General features: G+C 47.5%; 16 protein-coding genes and 1 pseudogene. 10 read left to right on the plus strand and 7 right to left on the minus strand.

Going from position 1 to position 18,682, the window contains the following annotated elements:
- Positions 1–93: 93 nt before the first annotated feature.
- Positions 94–1,077: a protein-methionine-sulfoxide reductase catalytic subunit MsrP gene (gene msrP, locus QUB77_RS04985; protein WP_333169966.1), complete on the minus strand. Its 984-nt coding sequence runs from the start codon at positions 1,075–1,077 to the stop codon at positions 94–96.
- Between the two features lie 436 nt (positions 1,078–1,513).
- On the opposite strand from msrP, the gene QUB77_RS04990 reads away from it, so the two are divergent.
- On the plus strand, positions 1,514–3,559 hold the full coding sequence (locus QUB77_RS04990) for a serine/threonine-protein kinase (RefSeq protein WP_333169965.1): 2,046 nt from the start codon (positions 1,514–1,516) through the stop codon (positions 3,557–3,559).
- Here the strand turns inward: QUB77_RS04990 and QUB77_RS04995 are convergent.
- Positions 3,534–3,779 (minus strand): hypothetical protein, encoded by a 246-nt coding sequence (locus tag QUB77_RS04995; RefSeq protein ID WP_333169964.1) that lies wholly within the window; start codon positions 3,777–3,779, stop codon positions 3,534–3,536. The genes QUB77_RS04990 and QUB77_RS04995 overlap by 26 nt on opposite strands.
- 135 nt (positions 3,780–3,914) lie before the next feature.
- On the opposite strand from QUB77_RS04995, the gene QUB77_RS05000 reads away from it, so the two are divergent.
- From QUB77_RS05000 to QUB77_RS05010, 3 genes are all read left to right on the plus strand, one after another.
- Positions 3,915–4,481 carry a tetratricopeptide repeat protein gene (locus QUB77_RS05000; RefSeq protein ID WP_333169963.1) on the plus strand — a complete coding sequence of 189 codons (567 nt, stop codon included), beginning with the start codon at positions 3,915–3,917 and terminating at the stop codon, positions 4,479–4,481.
- Positions 4,482–4,536: 55 nt separating this feature from the next.
- Positions 4,537–5,460, plus strand: a complete 924-nt coding sequence (locus tag QUB77_RS05005) for a hypothetical protein (RefSeq protein ID WP_333169962.1) — start codon at positions 4,537–4,539, stop codon at positions 5,458–5,460.
- Positions 5,461–5,594: 134 nt separating this feature from the next.
- Positions 5,595–5,888 carry a DUF3288 family protein gene (locus tag QUB77_RS05010; RefSeq protein WP_333169961.1) on the plus strand — a complete coding sequence of 98 codons (294 nt, stop codon included), beginning with the start codon at positions 5,595–5,597 and terminating at the stop codon, positions 5,886–5,888.
- Positions 5,889–5,974: 86 nt separating this feature from the next.
- Here QUB77_RS05010 and secA read toward each other — a convergent pair whose 3' ends face one another.
- Together secA and QUB77_RS05020 are read right to left on the minus strand one after the other, a co-directional pair.
- Entirely contained in the window at positions 5,975–8,791 is a 2,817-nt protein-coding gene (gene secA, locus QUB77_RS05015) for a preprotein translocase subunit SecA (RefSeq protein WP_333169960.1), read from the minus strand.
- A 396-nt stretch (positions 8,792–9,187) separates the two neighbouring features.
- Entirely contained in the window at positions 9,188–10,132 is a 945-nt protein-coding gene (locus tag QUB77_RS05020) for a ribonuclease Z (protein ID WP_333169959.1), read from the minus strand.
- 269 nt (positions 10,133–10,401) lie between these two features.
- On the opposite strand from QUB77_RS05020, the gene QUB77_RS05025 reads away from it, so the two are divergent.
- From QUB77_RS05025 to QUB77_RS05035, 3 genes are all read left to right on the plus strand, one after another.
- Positions 10,402–11,577, plus strand: coding sequence for a SpoIID/LytB domain-containing protein (locus QUB77_RS05025; RefSeq protein WP_333169958.1), 1,176 nt, complete (start codon positions 10,402–10,404; stop codon positions 11,575–11,577).
- A 9-nt stretch (positions 11,578–11,586) separates the two neighbouring features.
- On the plus strand, positions 11,587–11,742 hold the full coding sequence (locus QUB77_RS05030; protein ID WP_333169957.1) for a hypothetical protein: 156 nt from the start codon (positions 11,587–11,589) through the stop codon (positions 11,740–11,742).
- A gap of 257 nt (positions 11,743–11,999) precedes the next feature.
- Complete coding sequence (locus tag QUB77_RS05035; RefSeq protein WP_333169956.1) at positions 12,000–12,224, plus strand: hypothetical protein; 225 nt, start codon at positions 12,000–12,002, stop codon at positions 12,222–12,224.
- A 194-nt stretch (positions 12,225–12,418) separates the two neighbouring features.
- On the opposite strand, the gene QUB77_RS05040 is transcribed toward QUB77_RS05035, so the two are convergent.
- The gene (locus QUB77_RS05040; protein WP_333169955.1) at positions 12,419–13,735 is read right to left on the minus strand and encodes a hypothetical protein; all 1,317 of its coding nucleotides are present in this window, start codon (positions 13,733–13,735) and stop codon (positions 12,419–12,421) included.
- Positions 13,736–14,362: 627 nt separating this feature from the next.
- On the opposite strand from QUB77_RS05040, the gene QUB77_RS05045 reads away from it, so the two are divergent.
- From QUB77_RS05045 to QUB77_RS05055, 3 genes are all read left to right on the plus strand, one after another.
- Positions 14,363–14,884, plus strand: coding sequence for a photosystem I assembly protein Ycf3 (locus QUB77_RS05045; protein ID WP_333039118.1), 522 nt, complete (start codon positions 14,363–14,365; stop codon positions 14,882–14,884).
- Positions 14,885–15,036: 152 nt separating this feature from the next.
- The gene (gene gatC, locus QUB77_RS05050; RefSeq protein ID WP_333069565.1) at positions 15,037–15,318 is read left to right on the plus strand and encodes an Asp-tRNA(Asn)/Glu-tRNA(Gln) amidotransferase subunit GatC; all 282 of its coding nucleotides are present in this window, start codon (positions 15,037–15,039) and stop codon (positions 15,316–15,318) included.
- Between the two features lie 210 nt (positions 15,319–15,528).
- Positions 15,529–16,245: a TrkA family potassium uptake protein gene (locus tag QUB77_RS05055; RefSeq protein ID WP_333169954.1), complete on the plus strand. Its 717-nt coding sequence runs from the start codon at positions 15,529–15,531 to the stop codon at positions 16,243–16,245.
- Here the strand turns inward: QUB77_RS05055 and QUB77_RS05060 are convergent.
- Both QUB77_RS05060 and QUB77_RS05065 read right to left on the minus strand, forming a co-directional pair.
- A complete protein-coding gene (locus QUB77_RS05060) occupies positions 16,202–17,833 on the minus strand; it encodes a sodium:proton antiporter (protein ID WP_333169953.1) in 1,632 nt (543 codons plus the stop codon). The genes QUB77_RS05055 and QUB77_RS05060 overlap by 44 nt on opposite strands.
- Before the next feature lie 456 nt (positions 17,834–18,289).
- Positions 18,290–18,682 (minus strand): annotated as a pseudogene (locus tag QUB77_RS05065) (hypothetical protein); the annotation flags it as partial.

Consider the following 18,682-nt stretch of genomic DNA (forward strand, 5'->3'; position numbering starts at 1 on the left):
TGAATCCGAGGCTCTGCCTCGCGGGAATTGAGAGGCAGAGCCTCCAAATCTGCGTTCCTAGGCAGAGCCTAGAAACGAGGGGAAATCCGTCAATCAAGTGTACAAACTCGCCACATATTCGCCGTAACCGTTATAGGGCAAAGTTGGGCGAGTTTCCCACGACCAACTGTTACCGGGACCGACTATCCGTTCGCTGGCCTGCGACCATCTGGGGTGCGGTTTGTCGGGTTCGACATTTGCTTCAAAAGCGTATTCGTTGGGGCCGATTGTATTCCAAAAAGTGGCGGGCTGTTGTTCGACAAATTCAATTTTGACGATCGACTTTGCGCCCTTAAAACCGTATTTCCAAGGAATTACTTGCCGCAGTGGCGCACCATTTTGTTTTGGTAGTCTTCGGCCATACAAGCCTGTGGCAAAAAATGCTAAATCATTGGCCATTTCTTCAATTCGCAGACCTTCGGTATAAGGCCAGGGATAAAATTGCGACATCAAACCGGGGCCGGGAGTAATTTTGGGGTCGTAAAATGAGGTGAAGCGAACGAATTTAGCGTTCGATTGCGGTTCGACATCAGCCATCAGTAATTTCATGGGAAATCCGACCCAAGGAACTACCATCGCCCATGCTTCTACACAGCGAAATCGATAAACTCGTTCTTCGAGCGGAAATTTCTTTTCGAGGTCGTCAATATCATAAGTGCGGGGATTTTTTACTAAACCGCCTACTTCTACTTTCCAGTTTTCTGTTGGCAAAGCTTGAGCGGCTTGCCAAATAGATTTTGTGCCGCCGTATTCGTAAAAATTGTTGTATTTTGTAGCTAAGGCTTCGTCGGTAATCGCTCGATCGACTTTTGCAAAGGCCCGATTCCGGCTCAATTCCGAATATGCTTGGGTTGATCTTTGATCCAGAGCAGTTTTTGAGCTAGCATTGCTTTGGCAGCCGGTCAGCGGCAGCAGCGAAGCAGTCACGCCTGCGCCAATTAAATTTGTCATGAAGCGGCGGCGGTTGAGAAAGGCTGTTTCTGGGGTAATTTGGGGTTCGAGGATTTCCCAAGGTTTGGGAACGCGAATTAACGGCATAAGTAATAGTTAAAAGTTAGTAGTTAGTTGGGCGAAAGTTGCCTAAGTTTTAATCGGTCATCCGATTTTAGATTTTAGATTTTAGATTTTAGATTGACTAGAGAGAACAGACGATCGCGGATGGGAGGCCATGCTTCGCGATTACTTTACTTTGCGACCCTGAAAGTATTCGCAAGGATAGTATAGCGTAATTCGGTAACAGCGAATCGGGCCGATCGCGCGAGCAATCGCTCGACATATTAAACCTCGCTCGCAGGAAAGTCAGCAATTATTTACGTGCGATCGACCAAAGCCATTGTGGCGAAAATCTGGGAAACAATTATGATCAAGCAAAGATTCCAATTATTTAATTTGTCCACAGGAAGCGGCACGCACCGCCCCGCTTTCCTCCCCCACCAGCAATAATGTCGGACGGGGGTCTCCAGCGGAAAGACAAATGAGTTACTGCACCAATCCCAATTGCCAGAATCCCCAAAATCTCGATCGCGCGACAGTATGCAAAAGCTGCGAGTCGAACTTGCTGCTAAAAGGTCGCTACCGAGTCTTTCAGAGCCTCGGTCAAAGTCTCACTTGCCGCACCTTCTTAGCAGTCGATGAAGACCAACCTTCCCAGCCCCGCTGCGTCATTCAACAGTTCTGCGCGCCCGCGGCAGGTCGCACACAGCAAAACTGGGCATTTCGTCGCTCGGCCTCAGTTCTCGACGAGTTGGGCAAACATCCGCAAATACCGAAACTGCTCGCATCTTTTGAAGTCGAAGGCTGCCAGTATTTAGTGCAAGAATACATCGAAGGCCGCAATTTGGCAGATCGGCTTTCAGAAAAAGGTGTTGTTAAAGAAATTCACATTTGGTATCTGCTGAGCGAATTGTTGCCAGTCCTGCAATTTGTTCACGAACATCAACTGATTCACGGAGATATCAAACCGTCCAATATTATTCACCGCAAAACTCCCCAAGCATCCCCAGCTTTGGCAGGGAAAGAGAATTTACATTCCGTTTCCCAAGAAAGTGCCTCTGGGCTAGTTTTAGTCGATTTCGGCGCGGCAATTCGGGCTAATAGTGAGCCGATCAAAACAGAAACGGTGACAGGTTCTGCGGAATACGCGGCCCCGGAACAAATTAAAGGCCAAGCGATTAAAAGCAGCGACATCTATAGTTTGGGCGTCACTTGCATTCACTTGTTAACGGGAATGTCGCCGTTTGATTTGTTTGACATCAAAGCCGAAAGTTGGACTTGGAGAGATTATTTGAAAGTACCAGTTTCGGCGCGACTCGGCCGCATTCTGGATAAAATGGTGCAGCGAGAACCATCAAAACGCTATCGATCGACCGAGGCAATTCTCACAGACATGAAATACGGCCCGGCATCGGCACAAGTGATTCTCAGCAAACCCAAGTGGACTTTGGCCATGTGGGGAGCAACTACGGTTGGCCTGCTGTCCGTAGTGCTGGGTATTCGCGTGCCATCTCCTGCACCCCAGGCTTTCACTTCTTCTGAGCCTGTTTCTAGCATTCCCGAAATTCGGTTCAATCCGCCCCCGATGCAGGATTTCAACGGTGAGGCATCGCAATCCCGGCCTGCTGTGCGGACTCTGGCGGATCAAAACAAAAACCCGGTTTGGGCGGTAGCAGTCGCTCCCAACGGCCGCGTGATAGTCAGCGGGAACAACGACGGCACAATTCACTTGCGGCACAAGCGTCACGGCAAGCTGCTCAAGGTTTTAGCAGGACATTTGGGCCCCGTGTGGTCGGTGGCCGTCAGTCCCGACGGCAGGACGATCGCCAGCGGTGGCGTTGACGGTACGATTAAATTGTGGAATTTCTATTCGGGCAAGTTAATTCAGACTTTGGACGGACACCAAGACGGCGTGTTCTCGGTGGTTTTCAGTCCCGACGGCCAAGCCCTGGCCACTGTAGGTAAGGACAAAACTTTGAAGTTGTGGCAAGTCGAAGGCGGGACTGAGTTGGAAACTCTCCAGGGGGTTGTTGACGAGGTGCAGTCGGTGGCTTTCAGTGCCGATCGAGAAACTTTGGCGATCGGCAGCAGCGACGGTAAGATCAGCCTGTGGAACTGGCAGACTGGGGAGTTCAAAGACACTTTTTGGGGTCATTCCGAGGCGGTTTGGTCTCTGGCCATCAGCCCGGACGGTCAAACTCTCGCCAGCGGCAGTTGGGACAAGACGGTGAAGTTGTGGGATATCAGCACAAATAATCAGTGGCGGCAGCCCAACGGTTCTCTGCTGCGGACTTTTATCGGCCATTCCGACAAGGTTAAGTCCTTGTCTTTCAGTCCCGACGGAGACAAGCTGGCCAGCGCCGATTTGAGCGGCACTATCAAGCTGTGGCGCATGAGTTCCGGCGAAATCGCCGGCACGCTGAAGGGTCATTCTACTTGGGTGGAATTGGCTTTTAATCCTCAAGACAAAACTCTGATCAGTGGCAGTTTTGACGACACGATTAAGGTGTGGCGACTGTCTCCTTAATTTTTTCGATCGCCCGTTCAATTAATTTTTGAACCCCTAGGGCGATCGAACATTTAGCTAATTTATCTATCAACACTTGCGACAGTTTCCAGGCTGACGCATGGGTCTTAGAAACTCGGTTTCTAAGCTGTTGGGAATCAAAAACTGTCCGAACTGTTGCAGGACTTACGCACAGCATCAATATATATTTGTAGGGCAAACCCCCCGTGGTTGCCCCCATACCTGGAATGATTGCATAAGTCCTATGTTGCTACAAAAACAAATTTAAAATATTAAATAGTCACAATATTTCTAGAAATCGCCGTTGCTAACTAACACTTGTGGTAAAGTAGTTTCGGCTGTTAAAGTAAAATCTATGACCGCAAATTCCGAGTTAGAGCAGTATTTGTCAGCGGGCGATAGCCTTCAGAAATCAGGAAAACTTGAGGAGGCGATAGCCCAGTACGAAAAAATACTAGCCCTCGAGCTCGCCCAGGCTATTGCACACACCAAGATAGCTGATATTTATTATACGCAACAGAAATATGTAGAGGCGATCGCCTCCTGTTACCAAGCACTTCGCCAGCAACCCAATTTCGCCGCCGCCTACAAAACTCTAGGCAATATCCTGCAAGCCCAAGGCAAAATAGACGCGGCAATTCGCGCATACTCCAAGGCGATCGAATTCGATCATAATTTTGTGGAAGCCTATGTTAACTTGGGCAGTATGTATTACAAACAAGGCCAGCTTGATGACGCTATAACTTACTATCAAAAATCTATTGCTCTTCAACCAGATTTAGCCGTCGCTTATTGGAATTTAGGTAAAAGTTTGGAACAGGAAGGTCGAATCAATGAAGGTTTATTTTATCAAAAAAAAGCTCTAAATTTACAGCCGGACTTAGAAGCGAGAAACAATTCAGTAAAAAATCACACTTACTGAAGAGGAATGTTATAGTCAAAATAATTCAATCATTAACGATGCAAGCTGGATCAACATGGAAATTAGCCAGAATCCGCTCGAATTCCTAACGGCTAAAGTACAAGAAACTGTTGCCGATACCCAAAACTTAGCCCACCAAATCGCTGCTAAAGTTGAGGAAAATGCAACTGTATTAACGGCGTGGGTACAATCAGCGCCAAGTTCAATGGTTAGTGCCGGCGCGATCGCCAGTCAAGAAGCTTTTAAAATAGCACATAACATCCGTTTTGAGAACCTGCCAACAAAGCTGCAATCCAAATTTGCTACGGCTGGGATGCGTGAGGGCATCCGAAACGTTCAAGAAGCAGCAAAAGTATTTGAATCCATACCGGCCCAAATTCGTGCCCAAGGCCCGGAAGCAATTCGCAACTTCTGTCAAGATAAAGATTGGAGTCACATCCAAGCGCACGTCAATGGAGGCGGAAGCGAAGCTGCTAACGGGATTTTTGAATATTTTTGGGTGAATCGTGCTCGCGGTGGTGTAGACATGACTGCCGCAGAATTAGCTGTCGCTAAGCAAGTTTTAGCGGATGCAGCGTTTAAAGCAGCAGTTGCGGAAATCGTTGGGGCTGCAATGAAAGGGGCGATCGCCGCCGCAGTAATTGAGTTAATATTTTCTATCTTAGAAAACTCGCTATTGTGCGTTGAAGGCAAAATTACCCAGTCAGAGTTAGTCGAAAAAGTCGCCACCGCCACCGCCAAAGCTGGCATTGCTGGCGGTGTTATTACTGGCATTCTGTTAACACTGTGCATGATATTTCCCCCGATTGCGGCGCTTTTAGGGTCCGCAGCGATGCCCTTGGCGGTTGCAGGTATTGGTTTTATGGGAATTCGCGCCTGGGAAATCTTTTGTCACGGCGATCGACTATTTGGTATTACTGAACAAACACAAAAATTTCTGGGAATGACTGAAGCGACAATTTACACAGTTGACAGTTGACAGTTATCATACCCGAATCAAACCGTTTATGAAGGGCGGATTTATGACTCTATTCATGATAGTTATTTATGTCCGCGCTTTTGGTGGCGGTTGCTTGTAGCAACATTTTCAGATGATTGGAAAACATAAATAGTATGGATTTAGTAGAAAAAAATCAAGATCAGCAGCATCCGCAATACAAGCGCGATCGAGCCAGTGTGGATACTTTATTAGCAGGAGAAGCAACCGACTACAATTTATCGGAATTAGCAAGATTAATAATTCGCTACCGAGGCTTTCCAGGCGCTAGAGATATTCAATCAGACTTAAAAAAAGTCCTGCAAAAATGGAATTATACCGAAGAAAGTCTTTACGAACAAACCCGTAAAATTCACGCCACAGGTGAAGTTTACAGGAAACAAAAAAGCGATCAAGAAGATTGGCTTTAATCTCAAACCTGCAACTTCGAGGAAAAGCCGAGAAGCAACAGTCAACAGTCAACAGTTAACTGTTAACTGTTAACTGTTAACTATCTTCAAACCATCTCTGGCGAAACTTGCATTGCCGGCTGCGGCTGGAACTGGAACAGCGAATAAACCACATTGCGGCGGATATCCGTCATCATGTCCAAAAACAGCTCGTAACCTTCAGTTTTGTACTCGATCAGCGGGTCTTTCTGACCGTAACCGCGCAGCCCTACAGACTCGCGCAAAGCATCCATTTGTTGCAAGTGTTCCCGCCACAAAGTATCAATTTGCTGCAAAATAAAGAACCGTTCCGCATCTCGCATCAATTCTGCTCGGATTGCATTAACTTCTGCTTCTTTCATGTCGTAAGCATTGCGGACTTGTTCGTGCAAGAAAGTTTTAACTTCCTCAACGGACAAATCTTCTAGTTGATCCGGTGTCATGTCAGCCAGCAGATAAACAAATTCCTTCACCTTGCTCACAAGTTTGTCGAGTTCCCATTCTTCCGAAGGTAAATCGGGATTGATGTATGCTCCCACGATGTCGTCCATCGTCTGTTCGGCATACCTAATTACCTGTTCCTTGGAGTCCAAACCTTCCAATACTCGGCGGCGTTCCGCATAGATTGCTCGACGCTGATTGTTCATCACTTCGTCGTATTCAAATACCTGCTTGCGGATATCGTAATAGTAAGTTTCGACTTTTTTCTGAGCGCCTTCGAGGGAACGAGTCAGCATTCCAGATTCGATCGGCATATCTTCCTCAACACCGAAAGCCTTCATCAAACCGGCCACCCGTTCGCCGCCGAAAATCCTGAGCAAATTGTCTTCCAAACTCAAGAAAAACCGTGTGGAACCAGGGTCTCCTTGGCGTCCCGCCCGGCCGCGCAACTGATTGTCGATCCGGCGCGATTCGTGGCGTTCTGTACCTATGACGTGCAAGCCTCCCAACTTCACGACTTCATCGTGTTCCGTGCTGGTAAAAGCATCGTATTCGCGGCGAGTTAAATTGTAAGCTTCCCGCAATTTTTGAATTACCGGGTCTTTTGTCGGCGCTTTTTCCGAAGCTATAGCCACGATATCATCGGCTTGCAATTCCGAGAGCGATCGCTCGCCGTACTCCTTCACCGCCAATTCCACCGCCGCCTTGAGCATTTGCTCGGCATCTTTCGATAACTGCGTCGGGAAAATCTGGGCCGAAGCTTTCCAAGACTTTACCTTTTTCGTAGTCGGAGCAAAACCTTGAGGTGCGGGGCGGCCGCTAATACCAGGCACTTGCACCACCGAAAACCCGTCGTCATCTTCGGGTTGCACGATCCGGGGCATAAAATACTCCCGCAACTTCAGGCGCGCCATGTACTCAGAATTACCGCCCAAAATAATATCAGTACCGCGTCCCGCCATGTTTGTCGCGATCGTCACAGCACCTTTGCGTCCGGCTTGAGCGATAATTTCTGATTCCCGCTCCACATTTTCCGGTTTAGCATTCAGCAAATTGTGAGGAATTTTCCTCTCCAGCAGCAGCCGCGACAGCAACTCCGACTTTTCCACGCTCGTAGTGCCCACCAGCACCGGCCGACCGATCTCGTGCATTTCCGCGCATTCTTGGGCGATCGCATTCCACTTCCCAGCCTCCGCCTTGTAAACCATATCGGAAAGGTCTGTGCGGCTGGTAATCCGGTTAGTGGGAATCAGCGTCACTTCCAGATTGTAAATCTTCTCAAACTCCGTCTCTTCAGTCTTTGCCGTTCCAGTCATCCCCGACAGCTTCGGATAAAGCAAAAAGAAATTCTGATAAGTAATTGTCGCCAGCGTTTGAGTTTCCGGCTGAATTTCCGCCCGTTCCTTCGCTTCGATCGCCTGGTGCAAACCGTCACTCCAGCGGCGTCCCGGCATCACCCGACCGGTAAACTCATCCACAATCACGACTTCGCGATCGGGAGTGACGATGTAGTTAATATCCTTAATAAACAATTCCTTCGCCTTAATCGCATTAAAAATGTAATGCGCCCAAGGGTCAGCCGGGTCGTACAAATCCGTAACACCCAACAACCGCTCAGCTTCACCAAAGCCTTCATCGGTCAACAGCACATTCCGAGCCTTTTCGTCAACCTCGTAATGTTCTTCATTTTCCTTTCTCAGAGCAGCAGCTACCTCAGCCGCCCGTATATACTTCTCACTGGGGCGTTCCACCTGGCCGGAAATAATTAAAGGCGTCCGTGCTTCATCAATCAGCACCGAGTCAACCTCGTCAATCACGCAGAAATTAAAAGGACGCTGCACTACATCTTCCATGACAGTAGCCATGTTGTCGCGCAAATAATCAAAGCCGACTTCGCTGTTAGTAGCGTAGGTAATATCGCAGCTATAATTTTTCTTGCGTTCCACCTGATCCATGCCCTGCTGAATCAGTCCCACAGTCAATCCCAGGAAGCGGTGCACTTGTCCCATCCATTCCGCGTCCCGTCTTGCGAGATAATCGTTGACGGTGATGATGTGTACGCCTTTACCGTTGAGGGCGTTGAGGTAAGCTGGCAGCGTCGCCACAAGAGTTTTACCCTCACCGGTTTTCATTTCGGCAATTTGGCCTTTGTGCAGGATAATGCCCCCGAGGAGTTGGACATCAAAGTGGCGCATTCCTAAAACCCGTTGTCCCGCTTCCCGCACCACTGCAAAAGCCTCCGGCAAGATTTCGTCTAGGATCTCTTTCTCCTCGTTGAGAGATTTAGCTTTGGCCAGACGTTCTTGAAACTCCGCCGTTTTCCCTCTGAGGCCGTCGTCTGAGAGTGCGCGGATGTCTTCTTCCAAAATATTGATATCAGCTACCCAAGGCTGAAATTTTCTCAGTTTGCGCGCGTTGGGATCGCCTAGCAGATTTTTAAACATGGCAACAGAGGCAGATTTTTAATAATTTAGCTATTAGCTTTCAGGGTTACGGGCTGTAGTGTTAGCCACAACATATACCCTTCCCGATTGTAGCAACCATTGGCCCTCCTGGGCCGTCGCTGCGGTCGATCGACCGATTTTGGATTTTAGATTTTCGATTTTCGATTGAAGTTGGTGAAGGTGGGTCGCGAGCGCAACTCAGGTATATGTGCTTACTGACAATTCCTGGGCGTAACAGGCAATCTCCCTATTCAACCAGAGATTAATGTTTTTGTTGCTAATTTCAGCAACTGGCTTTCCGGCCTGTTCCACCATAGATTAATGTTTTTGTGGGGTGAGCCCTCCTAGCCCGCCCCGATCGCCCTTATTGAAAATGCTGTAACATCTCAGGTCAGATTAACCCTCGTTTGAAACAGGCCGCGGCACTTCATAAGTCAAAAAGTCATAGGCCATTTTCGTATTCGGAAAAATTGCCTGCGCTTCCTTGAGCAAATCATCCAGGACGATCGCATTCCCCGGAGCGTAACGCGGGCTAAAATGCGTCATAATTAGCTGTTTCGCTCCAGCAATCAAAGCAACCTGAGCCGCCATTGTTGAAGTTGAATGCAGGCGATCGAAGGCCATTTGAGCATCTTGATGAGCAAAAGTAGCTTCATGAACCAACAAATCAGCATCCTTCGCCAATTCCACTGCCCCCTCACAAAAAACCGTGTCAGTACAATAAACAAACTTGCGCCCGATTTGATCCGGGCCGCAAAAATCCGTACCTTTAAACTGTCGCCCGTCCTCTAACTTTACTGTCTTTCCTTGTTTTAATTGACCGTAAAGCGGCCCGGAAGGAATACCCACAGCCTTCGCTTTTTCTACATCAAAATGTCCCGGACGGTCTTTCTCCGTTACTCGATAACCAAAAGCAGTAACTCGGTGCTTCAAAGGGCCGCAGCTAACAATATATTCGTCATCTTCATAGATGACTCCCTCGTGACTTTTGTGTACCTTAACTGGGTAAGAAAAATGAGTTTGAGAATAGCGAACGCCAGCTTGCAAATATTCTTCAAGTCCCGGAGGCCCGTAAATATCGATGCGCTTGACATTCCCCGCCAAACCGCAGCTAGCCAGCAAACCCATTAAGCCGAAAATGTGGTCGCCGTGCAGGTGAGTGATGAAAATGCGGCTTAGTTGGCTGACTTTGAGATCGCTGCGGAGAAACTGGTGCTGAGTTCCTTCGCCACAGTCAAACAGCCAGAGTTCCGCTCGCTGGGGCAACCGGAGGGCGATGCTGGAAACGTTGCGCGATCGCGTGGGTACGCCGGAGCTAGTTCCGAGAAATGTAATCTGCAAGAGTCAAATCACCTCAATTAAGTCTTAAAAAATATGTTACATATATCCAGAGTGCGACAAATCCGACATATAGGAAATAGTCGCAGGCAGGAACCGGGATAAATCGCTGTTCCTGCGAACATCTCTTCGCTACAATCATTTTTGACAAGCGTACAGAGCGATCCACCCAATTCTAACGTTTTGTTTCTTCCGTTCCCCTTCCTTTTTCCCTTCCCTTCCCTTCCCTTAAAAATTCTTAAACTGATACAGCACAGGAGGAAAATTTTCAAATGCAGTCAGGAGTATTTTTTGGTTCCGTTTTTTCGACATTAAAAAAACGCTACTTTTGGATTTCGTTGTTGTTTTGGCTGGTAATGGTAGCCCCAGCACAGGCCGCGCTGATCTTGCGAGTGGCGGTACAAGACGGGGCGAGTCAGGTAAAAGTCGGCAGTTCTACTAAGGCTGCAATCCGCGACGGTAACGGGCGCAATTTGGGGGAACTGTCGGCAAACAGTTCTCAGTCGGCTCAATTGCGATCGGGAACAGTGGCAATTGGTCGCTGGGCTGCCAACCAAGTTTGGATCGAGCCGACGGGGAACGGTTATGTTTGGATTGGCGATCGCTGGTATCGGGGACGCACGCTTCTAGTTCCCCAAAAAGGAGGCTTGACTGCCATCAACTACGTCGATATCGAACAATATCTCTACAGCGTTCTCGGCGCCGAGATGAGTGGCAATTGGCCTCAAGAGGCTTTGAAAGCCCAAGCAGTCGCCGCCCGTTCCTACGCTATCCACCAGCGCCTGAAAAGCGAAACCGACCTTTACGATGTGGACAGCACTCAGTATTCGCAGGTTTACAAAGGACTGCAAACAGAATCTTCTGGCACTTATTCGGCAGTCGATGCAACCGCCGGTCAAGTTCTGGCCTACAACGGTCAGATTATTTTAGCAGCTTTCCACTCTGCGTCTGGGGGACATACTGAAAATGTCGAGGATGTTTGGACGGAACCCCTGCCTTACCTGCGTGCTGTTCCTGACTTCGACCAAGGGGCGCCGGTTTACCAATGGAAAGAAAATTTTTCTCGGGCTCAAATCAGCAGTAAGATTTCTGGCGTGGGCAATGTGATCTCGATGAAGCCAGAACGCACTACCGCTCACGGCAGCGTTTTGAGGATGAAAGTAGTTGGAGATGGCGGTTCTAGGGTCATGACGGGCGCAGATTTACGCCGGGTTTTAAATTTGAGGAGTACGCGGTTTACCGTGATTCCTCAGTATGGAGGCGGTGGGAACCCAAGGAACAGCGGCCAAGCTCCTACCGGTTTTCAAGTTGCTGGCAAAGGTTTCGGTCACGCTGTAGGAATGAGTCAGTGGGGGGCATACAATTTGGCTAGACAAGGATACGGCTACCAGCAGATTTTGTTGCACTATTACCGAGGTGCTACTTTGGCTAGAATTGCAGTCCAGTAACTGCTGGGAATGGAGAAGAAAGAAATTCGGCAACGGATTCGCTCCACGGATGTAACGGATGTAACGGATGTAAAGGATAGAAGGAAGAAGGAAGAAGGAAGAAGGAAGTTCGGCAACGGATTAGCTTTCTTCGGATGTAACGGATGTAACGGATGTAAAGGATAGAAGGAAGAAGGAAGAAGGAAGAAGGAAGAAGGGAAAAACGGCTATTCCTGTATCTGTGACTTCCGTGTCCTGGATACAGGGAATTGGGAACTTGTAGGGCCCTTTGACTACGCTCAGGAAGCGCGTAGTGGCCGGCCAGGAACCGCGTAGCTGAAGTATTGGAAATTGGGAATTGGGAATGACTAATGACTAATGACTAATGACTAATGACTAATGACTGATCGCTAACTACATGACTAACTAGATTAAGGATTGCTATGCAAAAGTGGGAGTATTTATTTGTGGATGCGAATATGTATCCTTTTGGAAACAAGCTGATTAGTTTATATGTAAACGGTGAAGAACAGCGAGATTGGAAACAAGGCTCGCTGCATCTATTTGTCAATCATTTGGGCGAGGACGGATGGGAACTTGTGGCTCTGGATCACGACTCGAAGTATGACCAAAATTGTTTGATTTTTAAACGCCCTAAGCTTATTTAATAAAACTCGGAGTATAAAAACTTCTGACATCAATAGAAATTGATATTTTCCACAATTCTTAGCAACGAGCTAAAAGCCAGTTGCCCAACAAAGGTATATTATTGTGGAACAGGCATCCTGCCTATTCTTGAAAAGGGTGCAAGATTTGAGTGCAACCTAACTTAACAATAAACAACTGTTTTTTTTCATTAGTGTTACAAGTTGTCCGAGCGATCGATCCTGCGCTGCCATTCGGCATCTATTTTGGCTGACTGTTCTAGTTCTTGTTGGGTTAATTCTGTTTCTGTTGTATAAGCTAAGTCTTCTCCAGTCAGAACGTTTTCTGCTGCAAATTCCCGGGCGTAGACCAGTTTTTTGAGCAAGTTGGCATCTGGTTCGTTTAATAACATTACTCGCTGCTGACGCTCTTGATTGCGAGCCTCTATCCGGCTATTTTTCCACTGAATCCAGAAGTAGCGAATTAAAGGAATTGCGAGAAATCCGACGCCATAAATCAGGATTATGGGATAAACAGCGCTGACAAAACCGATAAATCCACCTGCAATTAAATTATTAGTTAATAAATTCCCCAAAACTAACGCACCGACAAGATTGACGGCTCCTAACCCTGCTGCGAGCATGATTTGGCCGGAACTGGCGTTGCTGAAACGCCACAGCATTTCTCGCAAATAAGCTGCTACTGGTTCAGAATTTCTCTCGGTGGCTGTGGTTTGCAATTGCGGGAAGTGGTAGACTATTTGCCCTTCGGGGCTGACTTCGGGGCGGCCGTCAAAACGGGCGAGGGCTGGTAACATATATTCTTCGTATTCTCGGACGTATCCTTGTCCGAGATTGTCTAGATATGGGGCAATTTGTTCGGCGACGACGGCGCCTCGGCTGTTGCGAATTGCAGTGGCAATATCGCTCCACTTGCGCTCTTCTAGATTGTAATTGGGATTGCCGTCTCCAAATAGAAAGGAGAAAACTGCTTCTAGAAAACTCATCTGGGGTTTTTGGTCAGTTAAGCGCGATCGCTGCTGGTAGTATGGTTGGTCATGGTTCCAGTAAAATATCCAGATTAAGTCGTTCCAGAAGTAGGGAAAAAAGGAAAAGCCGCCGCCTCTGCCGCCCCCGCCGCCACTATCTCCTCCTCCGCCACCGCTGTTATTGCTATCGCCGCTGGAGAGTAAAAGCGTGATAGCAACAAAAATTAAGAGGATGGAAGCTACCAGCACTATGCCAAAAGATATCCGAATCAGGTAAAATAGAATGCGCCAGATTTTTTGCCACCATTCCTGCAACTGCAAGCGCAAGAATTTGTTTCGCAAAATATCTCGAAAGTTCTTGGGAAATAGGTAGGCAATGTCGCCGGATTCTGCTACTTGCAGGTTGCCGCCTGCTTCGGAGGCGAGGCTTAACAGTTCTCGCTGGGCAAAATTGACATCTAATCCAGCTTTTGCCGCCACGTCTCCAACCGTAACGCGGTAGCCAAGTTGTTCGACGGCTTGCATAATGGTGGGATTCGGAGCCATAGGTTTCTCTCTGTGAAAATTACCCGGTTATTTTTATTATATATTGCGGGAATTCGAGCGGGTTTTGCCGATCGCCTTTCTGATTTTTTTTGAGGCTGCCCTTGACTTTAGGGCCAAATATTGCTAGTGTTTTGCCGAATAACTTTTAAGTATGGGCTGAACTCGGATAGCTTAATAAAACTTTGCGATCGAATTTCTCATATGCAGGCTATTTGCTTGTTTGCTCTGAGGGTCAAGGAGGGGGATGGTTGGTACAGTTAGTAGGGTACGGTGCGCCGCCCGTTGGTATTAGCTTTCGCGATCCGAAGGAAAGCCATCGAAGAGGATTGTCCCTGCACCCTCCAGCAGAACTTTTTCCACCGTTGCGGGTTTTTGTAAGTTTTGTGTAGAGTACGAGAGAGAAGTTAAAGAAATCTGGTTTTTTTGCAAGTCTTGCAAGACTTATATAAAATAGATAGAACTTGCGAGAGTGTTAAACGCAAGGGCGTGTTTTAAGGTTCGCAGTTGCGATCGACTAAACTTTTTAGCGCCCTCAACACAACAGCCCACTACAACAGTGGCGCAATTATTAATAGGAAAACTTTACAGGCTAATTTTTCGGATTAGCCACTAACCAAAGAATCGCATATGCCAAGAACTCAACGCAACGATAACTTTATTGACAAAAGCTTCACGGTAATGGCTGATATCATCCTAAAGATTATGCCGGCCAAAAAGCAGGCGAAGGAAGCTTTTGCTTATTACCGGGATGGTATGTCAGCTCAAGCAGATGGCGAATATGCTGAAGCGCTGGACAATTATCATGAAGCGCTGAAGCTGGAGGAAGATCCTTACGATCGCAGTTATGTCTTGTACAATATGGGGCTGATCCATACTAGCAACGGCGAACACGATAAAGCTTTGGAATATTACAGCGAGGCTTTGGATCTCAATCCGAGAATGCCACAAGCACTCAATAATATTGCTGTGATTTACCACTATCAAGGGGAAAAGGAAAAGGAAGCGGGCAATATTGAAGGGGCGGAAGGGCTGTTTGATAAAGCTGCGGATTATTGGAAGGAGGCTATTCGCTTAGCCCCCAACAATTACATTGAGGTGCAAAATTGGCTGAAGACGACAGGCCGATCGCAAATTGATGTCTATTTTTAACCTCAGTTGTTAGCTAGCTACAAGAAGCTTGATTGGGGAAAAAACAGAAAGTTGTAAGTTTTAAGTGTGGATTGGTGAATGGAACACTCTTTCGCTTAAAACTTACAAATCACCGATCAAAACTACTCACTAAGTCCCAATTACAGATTTTTATGATTGACAGAGAAGAAGTTCGGAAAGTAGCGAATTTAGCAAGATTGGAATTAACGCCGGAAGAAGAAGAGCAGTTTACTGGTCAACTAAACGGTATTTTGGATTATTTCGAGCAGTTGAGCGAACTCGATACGAGCAAGGTACAGCCGACAACGCGGGCGATCGATGTTAGTAATGTAATGCGATCTGACGATTTGCAACCTTTTCCTGAGCGAGAAAGTATTTTGGAGGGAGCCCCCGATCGCGATGGGGAGTTTTTTAAAGTGCCTAAGATTATGTAGGGTTCCCGCTAGGAACCTAACTGAGGAACATCCCTTGAGGGGCGGGCTAGCAATGCCTACCCCAAAAGCAGATTAAATTAATTGTGGAACAGGTAAATAAGTAAGCCCGGTATAAGCCACCCCACAAGCCGATCAAACTGATAGAAACCTAACACAATATCGCTCACAGCGATCGCTCTGTAAAGTTCATTCTTGGGGTGACAAACAGTCATGTACGTATTAATTGGTGGAGCAGGAATGATGGGACTGGGTTTAGCCCAGCAGTTATTAAAACTCGGTCATACGGTTGCAATCATCGATGCCGACCCGCTGGCCTGTCGTTTTGCTCGAGAAAAAATCGGAGTCATGGCATTTGAAGGCAGTGCGGTGAGCACAACGGTTCTTCTGGAAGCGGGAATTAAACAAGCAAGCGCAGTCGTTGCTGCACTCAGGGACGATGCACTGAATTTAGCGCTGATCACCCTATCCAGAAGCTATGGCATTTCCCATATTGTGGTGCGAATGCGCGATCGCGAATTCCTGGAAGCCTATCGACTTGCCGGAGCCAGTCACATCATCAGCACTATTGATTTGGCAGTTGCATCAATGGCCAATGCGATTGAATATCCCCAAATTGAGTCGATGATGCACTTTGAACACGGGCAAGTCGAGGTACTAAAGCTGCCAGTTCCCGGCGATTGCAAGGTGGCAGGTCGCACCGTTGCCCAAATTGCTCAAGATTCTCGTTTTCCAACAGGTTCGCTGATTATTGGTTATCAATGCCATGCCTGCGCCAATCTGGAGATTCCGAACGGCAATACTGTTCTTGAAGCAGGTTCTACCATTCTCGTCGTCACCCGTCCAGAGCTAGTTCACCAAATGATTGATTACCTCGGCATTCGCGCTAGTCATCTGCCAACGTTAGAAGTTTCTCATCCAAATCTTTGATGTAAGGCTCAACCAGATCCTCTGGAACAATTCGTTTGCGGAGGGCATCGCTAACGGCTCCTTTTTCTGCTAAAAGTAATCGCCGTCGAATCGTATCTAGCCCGCTGCGATCGCCCTGTACTTGCCCGGCCCGATGTTTATTGTAGAGATCGCGCAGCACTCGCTCCGAGTGTGCTACTCGTGCTTGATACGATGCCCATAACTCCTCGTAAACTGCCTTCGGCAATACGCCTGCTTTCAGCAAACTATCTAGCTCATCTTGAGCCGCTTTGGAAGCAATCAACTGAATCTGTAACTGCCCAGCTTCCTGCATTACATCAGAAACACGGCTAATTTTTAGTCGTTTTACCAGCCAGGGTAAACTTAATCCCTGTCCGACCAAGGAGAATAAAACTGCACCGAAAACCAGCGCAATGATGTTATCTCGTCCTGTCAATGCCAGAGGAATACTCAGCGCCAGTGCCATCGAGAGTGAGCCTTTGATGTTTCCCAGAAACAGAACGTGCTGCCAGCGCAGGGGAATCGGACGATCGAACCATCGCAGCCCCGCTAACAACAGATAGACTGAGAGAATCCGTCCCAGTTGATACGCGAAAATGACGAACAGGATGGATGGCAAAATTCTCCACAGCGTGAGGGGGTTAATCTCAATGCCGATCAGCAGAAAAATAAATGTATTGACACCAAAACCAGCGTACTCCCAGAAGCTGAGTAGCGTAATTCGATCGGAAGCAGACGTACTGCGAGAAAGCCCCAGATTGCCAAAAATGAGTCCGGCGATAACCACAGCCACCGCACCAGATACCCCAAAAAATTGCCCAATTTGGAATGTTCCTAACGCTAGGGCAACGGTCAGCAAGAGACTACTCAACGGGTCATTTAATCGAACAAATATCGGCAGACTCAAGTAACCTAAGATGAAACCCACGAGTCCTCCACCCAAGGCAACCACGAGCAGTTCCTTAATTCCTCCTATGACAGTAAGAGAACCTGTAGCATAAACGACTAGAATCAAATTGAAAGAAACCAGGGCCGCCGCATCATTGAACAGAGTTTCTCCTTCCACGATGGTGGATAGCCGGGAAGGCACACGGATCTCCTTAAATACCGCGATCATAGAGACTGTATCAGTGTTTGCCAGAATGACTCCGATCAGCGATGCTGGAATCCAGTCTAGCCCCAGCCCAAATTTAACCAGAACAGCGATAATTGCTGAGGAAAAGATCGATCCTGGACCCGCCAGCAGGGCGATCGCCTTAAAGGTGCTGCGGAGACGGCTGATATCCGTATTGATAGCTGCTTCAAAAATCAGAATTGGTAGAAAAAGATTTAATACTAAAGATGGGTCTAAACCAATTCGACGCGACAAGACCTCGGTAATGGGCAAGCCTGCTAACACTAAGCCCGTCACATAGGGAATTCGCAACCGTTGGGTTACGAGTGCCACAACAGTTGCAATCAGCAGCAAAATAATCAAGATGATGACCAATTCAGGAATGACTCCTGCCGTTTGGCTATTTGTAGCAGGTTCGCTGCCCAAGGGAGTTTGTTGCGCTACAATCGACTCTATCACCGATACTCCTCCCATAAACTCCTTTTCCTCGAAGAAATTAACAGATTAACTACGGTTTTAGTCTACAGGAAACGGTTCACTCTGTTGTACAATTAACTGCAATTTATGGGGTGTATTTGGATGAATGGCGATGAAGCTGAAACAGCATTTCTGGGTTTTTTGGGCGATCGAATCGTTTTTACAGTGCAATTTTTTGGGTAAATTAGGATGAATTCCCAACCCTTACAGGATGCTAATTCCTCTTAATTTTGCGGGTTTTTAAGAGTTTTTTAACTGTCTATTCTGAAGCATTGCAGACCCGATCGCGGTTGCCGAATCGGCGGGTACTGGAAGTTGTCGCTCCGTATGTCAGGAATAAAAGAGCGATCGCCCAAAATCATCGACCTTCCAATTTTTGAGTGGGTTTTGGACGTTCTTATTCGCGGGACTAAATTCCTCGAAGGTAATCGTTATTTCTTACCTTGAATTTACCTAGGCATCACAGACACGCCACGTCAGAATCTCCCAACGTTTAAGGACAGGTTCAGCAACCACGATCTCATTTTCTCTTGCCTCCATGACGAGCAAATAATCTCCCTGGTTAAATCTGTGATTGTAAATTCTTGCTTGTTCTTCTGGCACCAACCATCCTTGAAGTGCGCCGTATAGACCGCCAGCAGTTGCAGCAATCCCACTTCCAAAGAAAGTTGCTAAAATGCTTTCCACCGCTAATGCCTGACCAATACCAGGAATTAGCAAGCTGCTGAGTCCAACAATTAAGGCTAGTGAACCTAGTCGTATGCTGCCGTATAGAGCCCATTTGACATCTTTTACGGTCTTGTGGTAGCGTGACCGTAAAAGCATTATCCAGCAGCACCCATGCCT

This window comes from Microcoleus sp. AT9b-C3, assembly GCF_036705485.1.
Classification (GTDB): domain Bacteria; phylum Cyanobacteriota; class Cyanobacteriia; order Cyanobacteriales; family Microcoleaceae; genus Microcoleus.

What these genes read in the sequence shown, in the direction of transcription:
- QUB77_RS05000 (WP_333169963.1), top strand. Translation starts at nt 3,915, where the DNA reads ATGACCGCAAATTCCGAGTTAGAGCAGTATTTGTCAGCGGGCGATAGC.
- QUB77_RS05035 (WP_333169956.1), top strand. Translation starts at nt 12,000, where the DNA reads ATGCAAAAGTGGGAGTATTTATTTGTGGATGCGAATATGTATCCTTTT.
- QUB77_RS04990 (WP_333169965.1), top strand. Translation starts at nt 1,514, where the DNA reads ATGAGTTACTGCACCAATCCCAATTGCCAGAATCCCCAAAATCTCGAT.
- QUB77_RS05060 (WP_333169953.1), bottom strand. Translation starts at nt 17,833, where the DNA reads ATGGGAGGAGTATCGGTGATAGAGTCGATTGTAGCGCAACAAACTCCC.
- msrP (WP_333169966.1), bottom strand. Translation starts at nt 1,077, where the DNA reads ATGCCGTTAATTCGCGTTCCCAAACCTTGGGAAATCCTCGAACCCCAA.
- QUB77_RS05030 (WP_333169957.1), top strand. Translation starts at nt 11,587, where the DNA reads ATGGAGAAGAAAGAAATTCGGCAACGGATTCGCTCCACGGATGTAACG.
- QUB77_RS05005 (WP_333169962.1), top strand. Translation starts at nt 4,537, where the DNA reads ATGGAAATTAGCCAGAATCCGCTCGAATTCCTAACGGCTAAAGTACAA.
- gatC (WP_333069565.1), top strand. Translation starts at nt 15,037, where the DNA reads ATGATTGACAGAGAAGAAGTTCGGAAAGTAGCGAATTTAGCAAGATTG.
- QUB77_RS05010 (WP_333169961.1), top strand. Translation starts at nt 5,595, where the DNA reads ATGGATTTAGTAGAAAAAAATCAAGATCAGCAGCATCCGCAATACAAG.
- QUB77_RS04995 (WP_333169964.1), bottom strand. Translation starts at nt 3,779, where the DNA reads ATGGGGGCAACCACGGGGGGTTTGCCCTACAAATATATATTGATGCTG.
- QUB77_RS05055 (WP_333169954.1), top strand. Translation starts at nt 15,529, where the DNA reads ATGTACGTATTAATTGGTGGAGCAGGAATGATGGGACTGGGTTTAGCC.
- QUB77_RS05025 (WP_333169958.1), top strand. Translation starts at nt 10,402, where the DNA reads ATGCAGTCAGGAGTATTTTTTGGTTCCGTTTTTTCGACATTAAAAAAA.
- QUB77_RS05045 (WP_333039118.1), top strand. Translation starts at nt 14,363, where the DNA reads ATGCCAAGAACTCAACGCAACGATAACTTTATTGACAAAAGCTTCACG.
- QUB77_RS05040 (WP_333169955.1), bottom strand. Translation starts at nt 13,735, where the DNA reads ATGGCTCCGAATCCCACCATTATGCAAGCCGTCGAACAACTTGGCTAC.
- secA (WP_333169960.1), bottom strand. Translation starts at nt 8,791, where the DNA reads ATGTTTAAAAATCTGCTAGGCGATCCCAACGCGCGCAAACTGAGAAAA.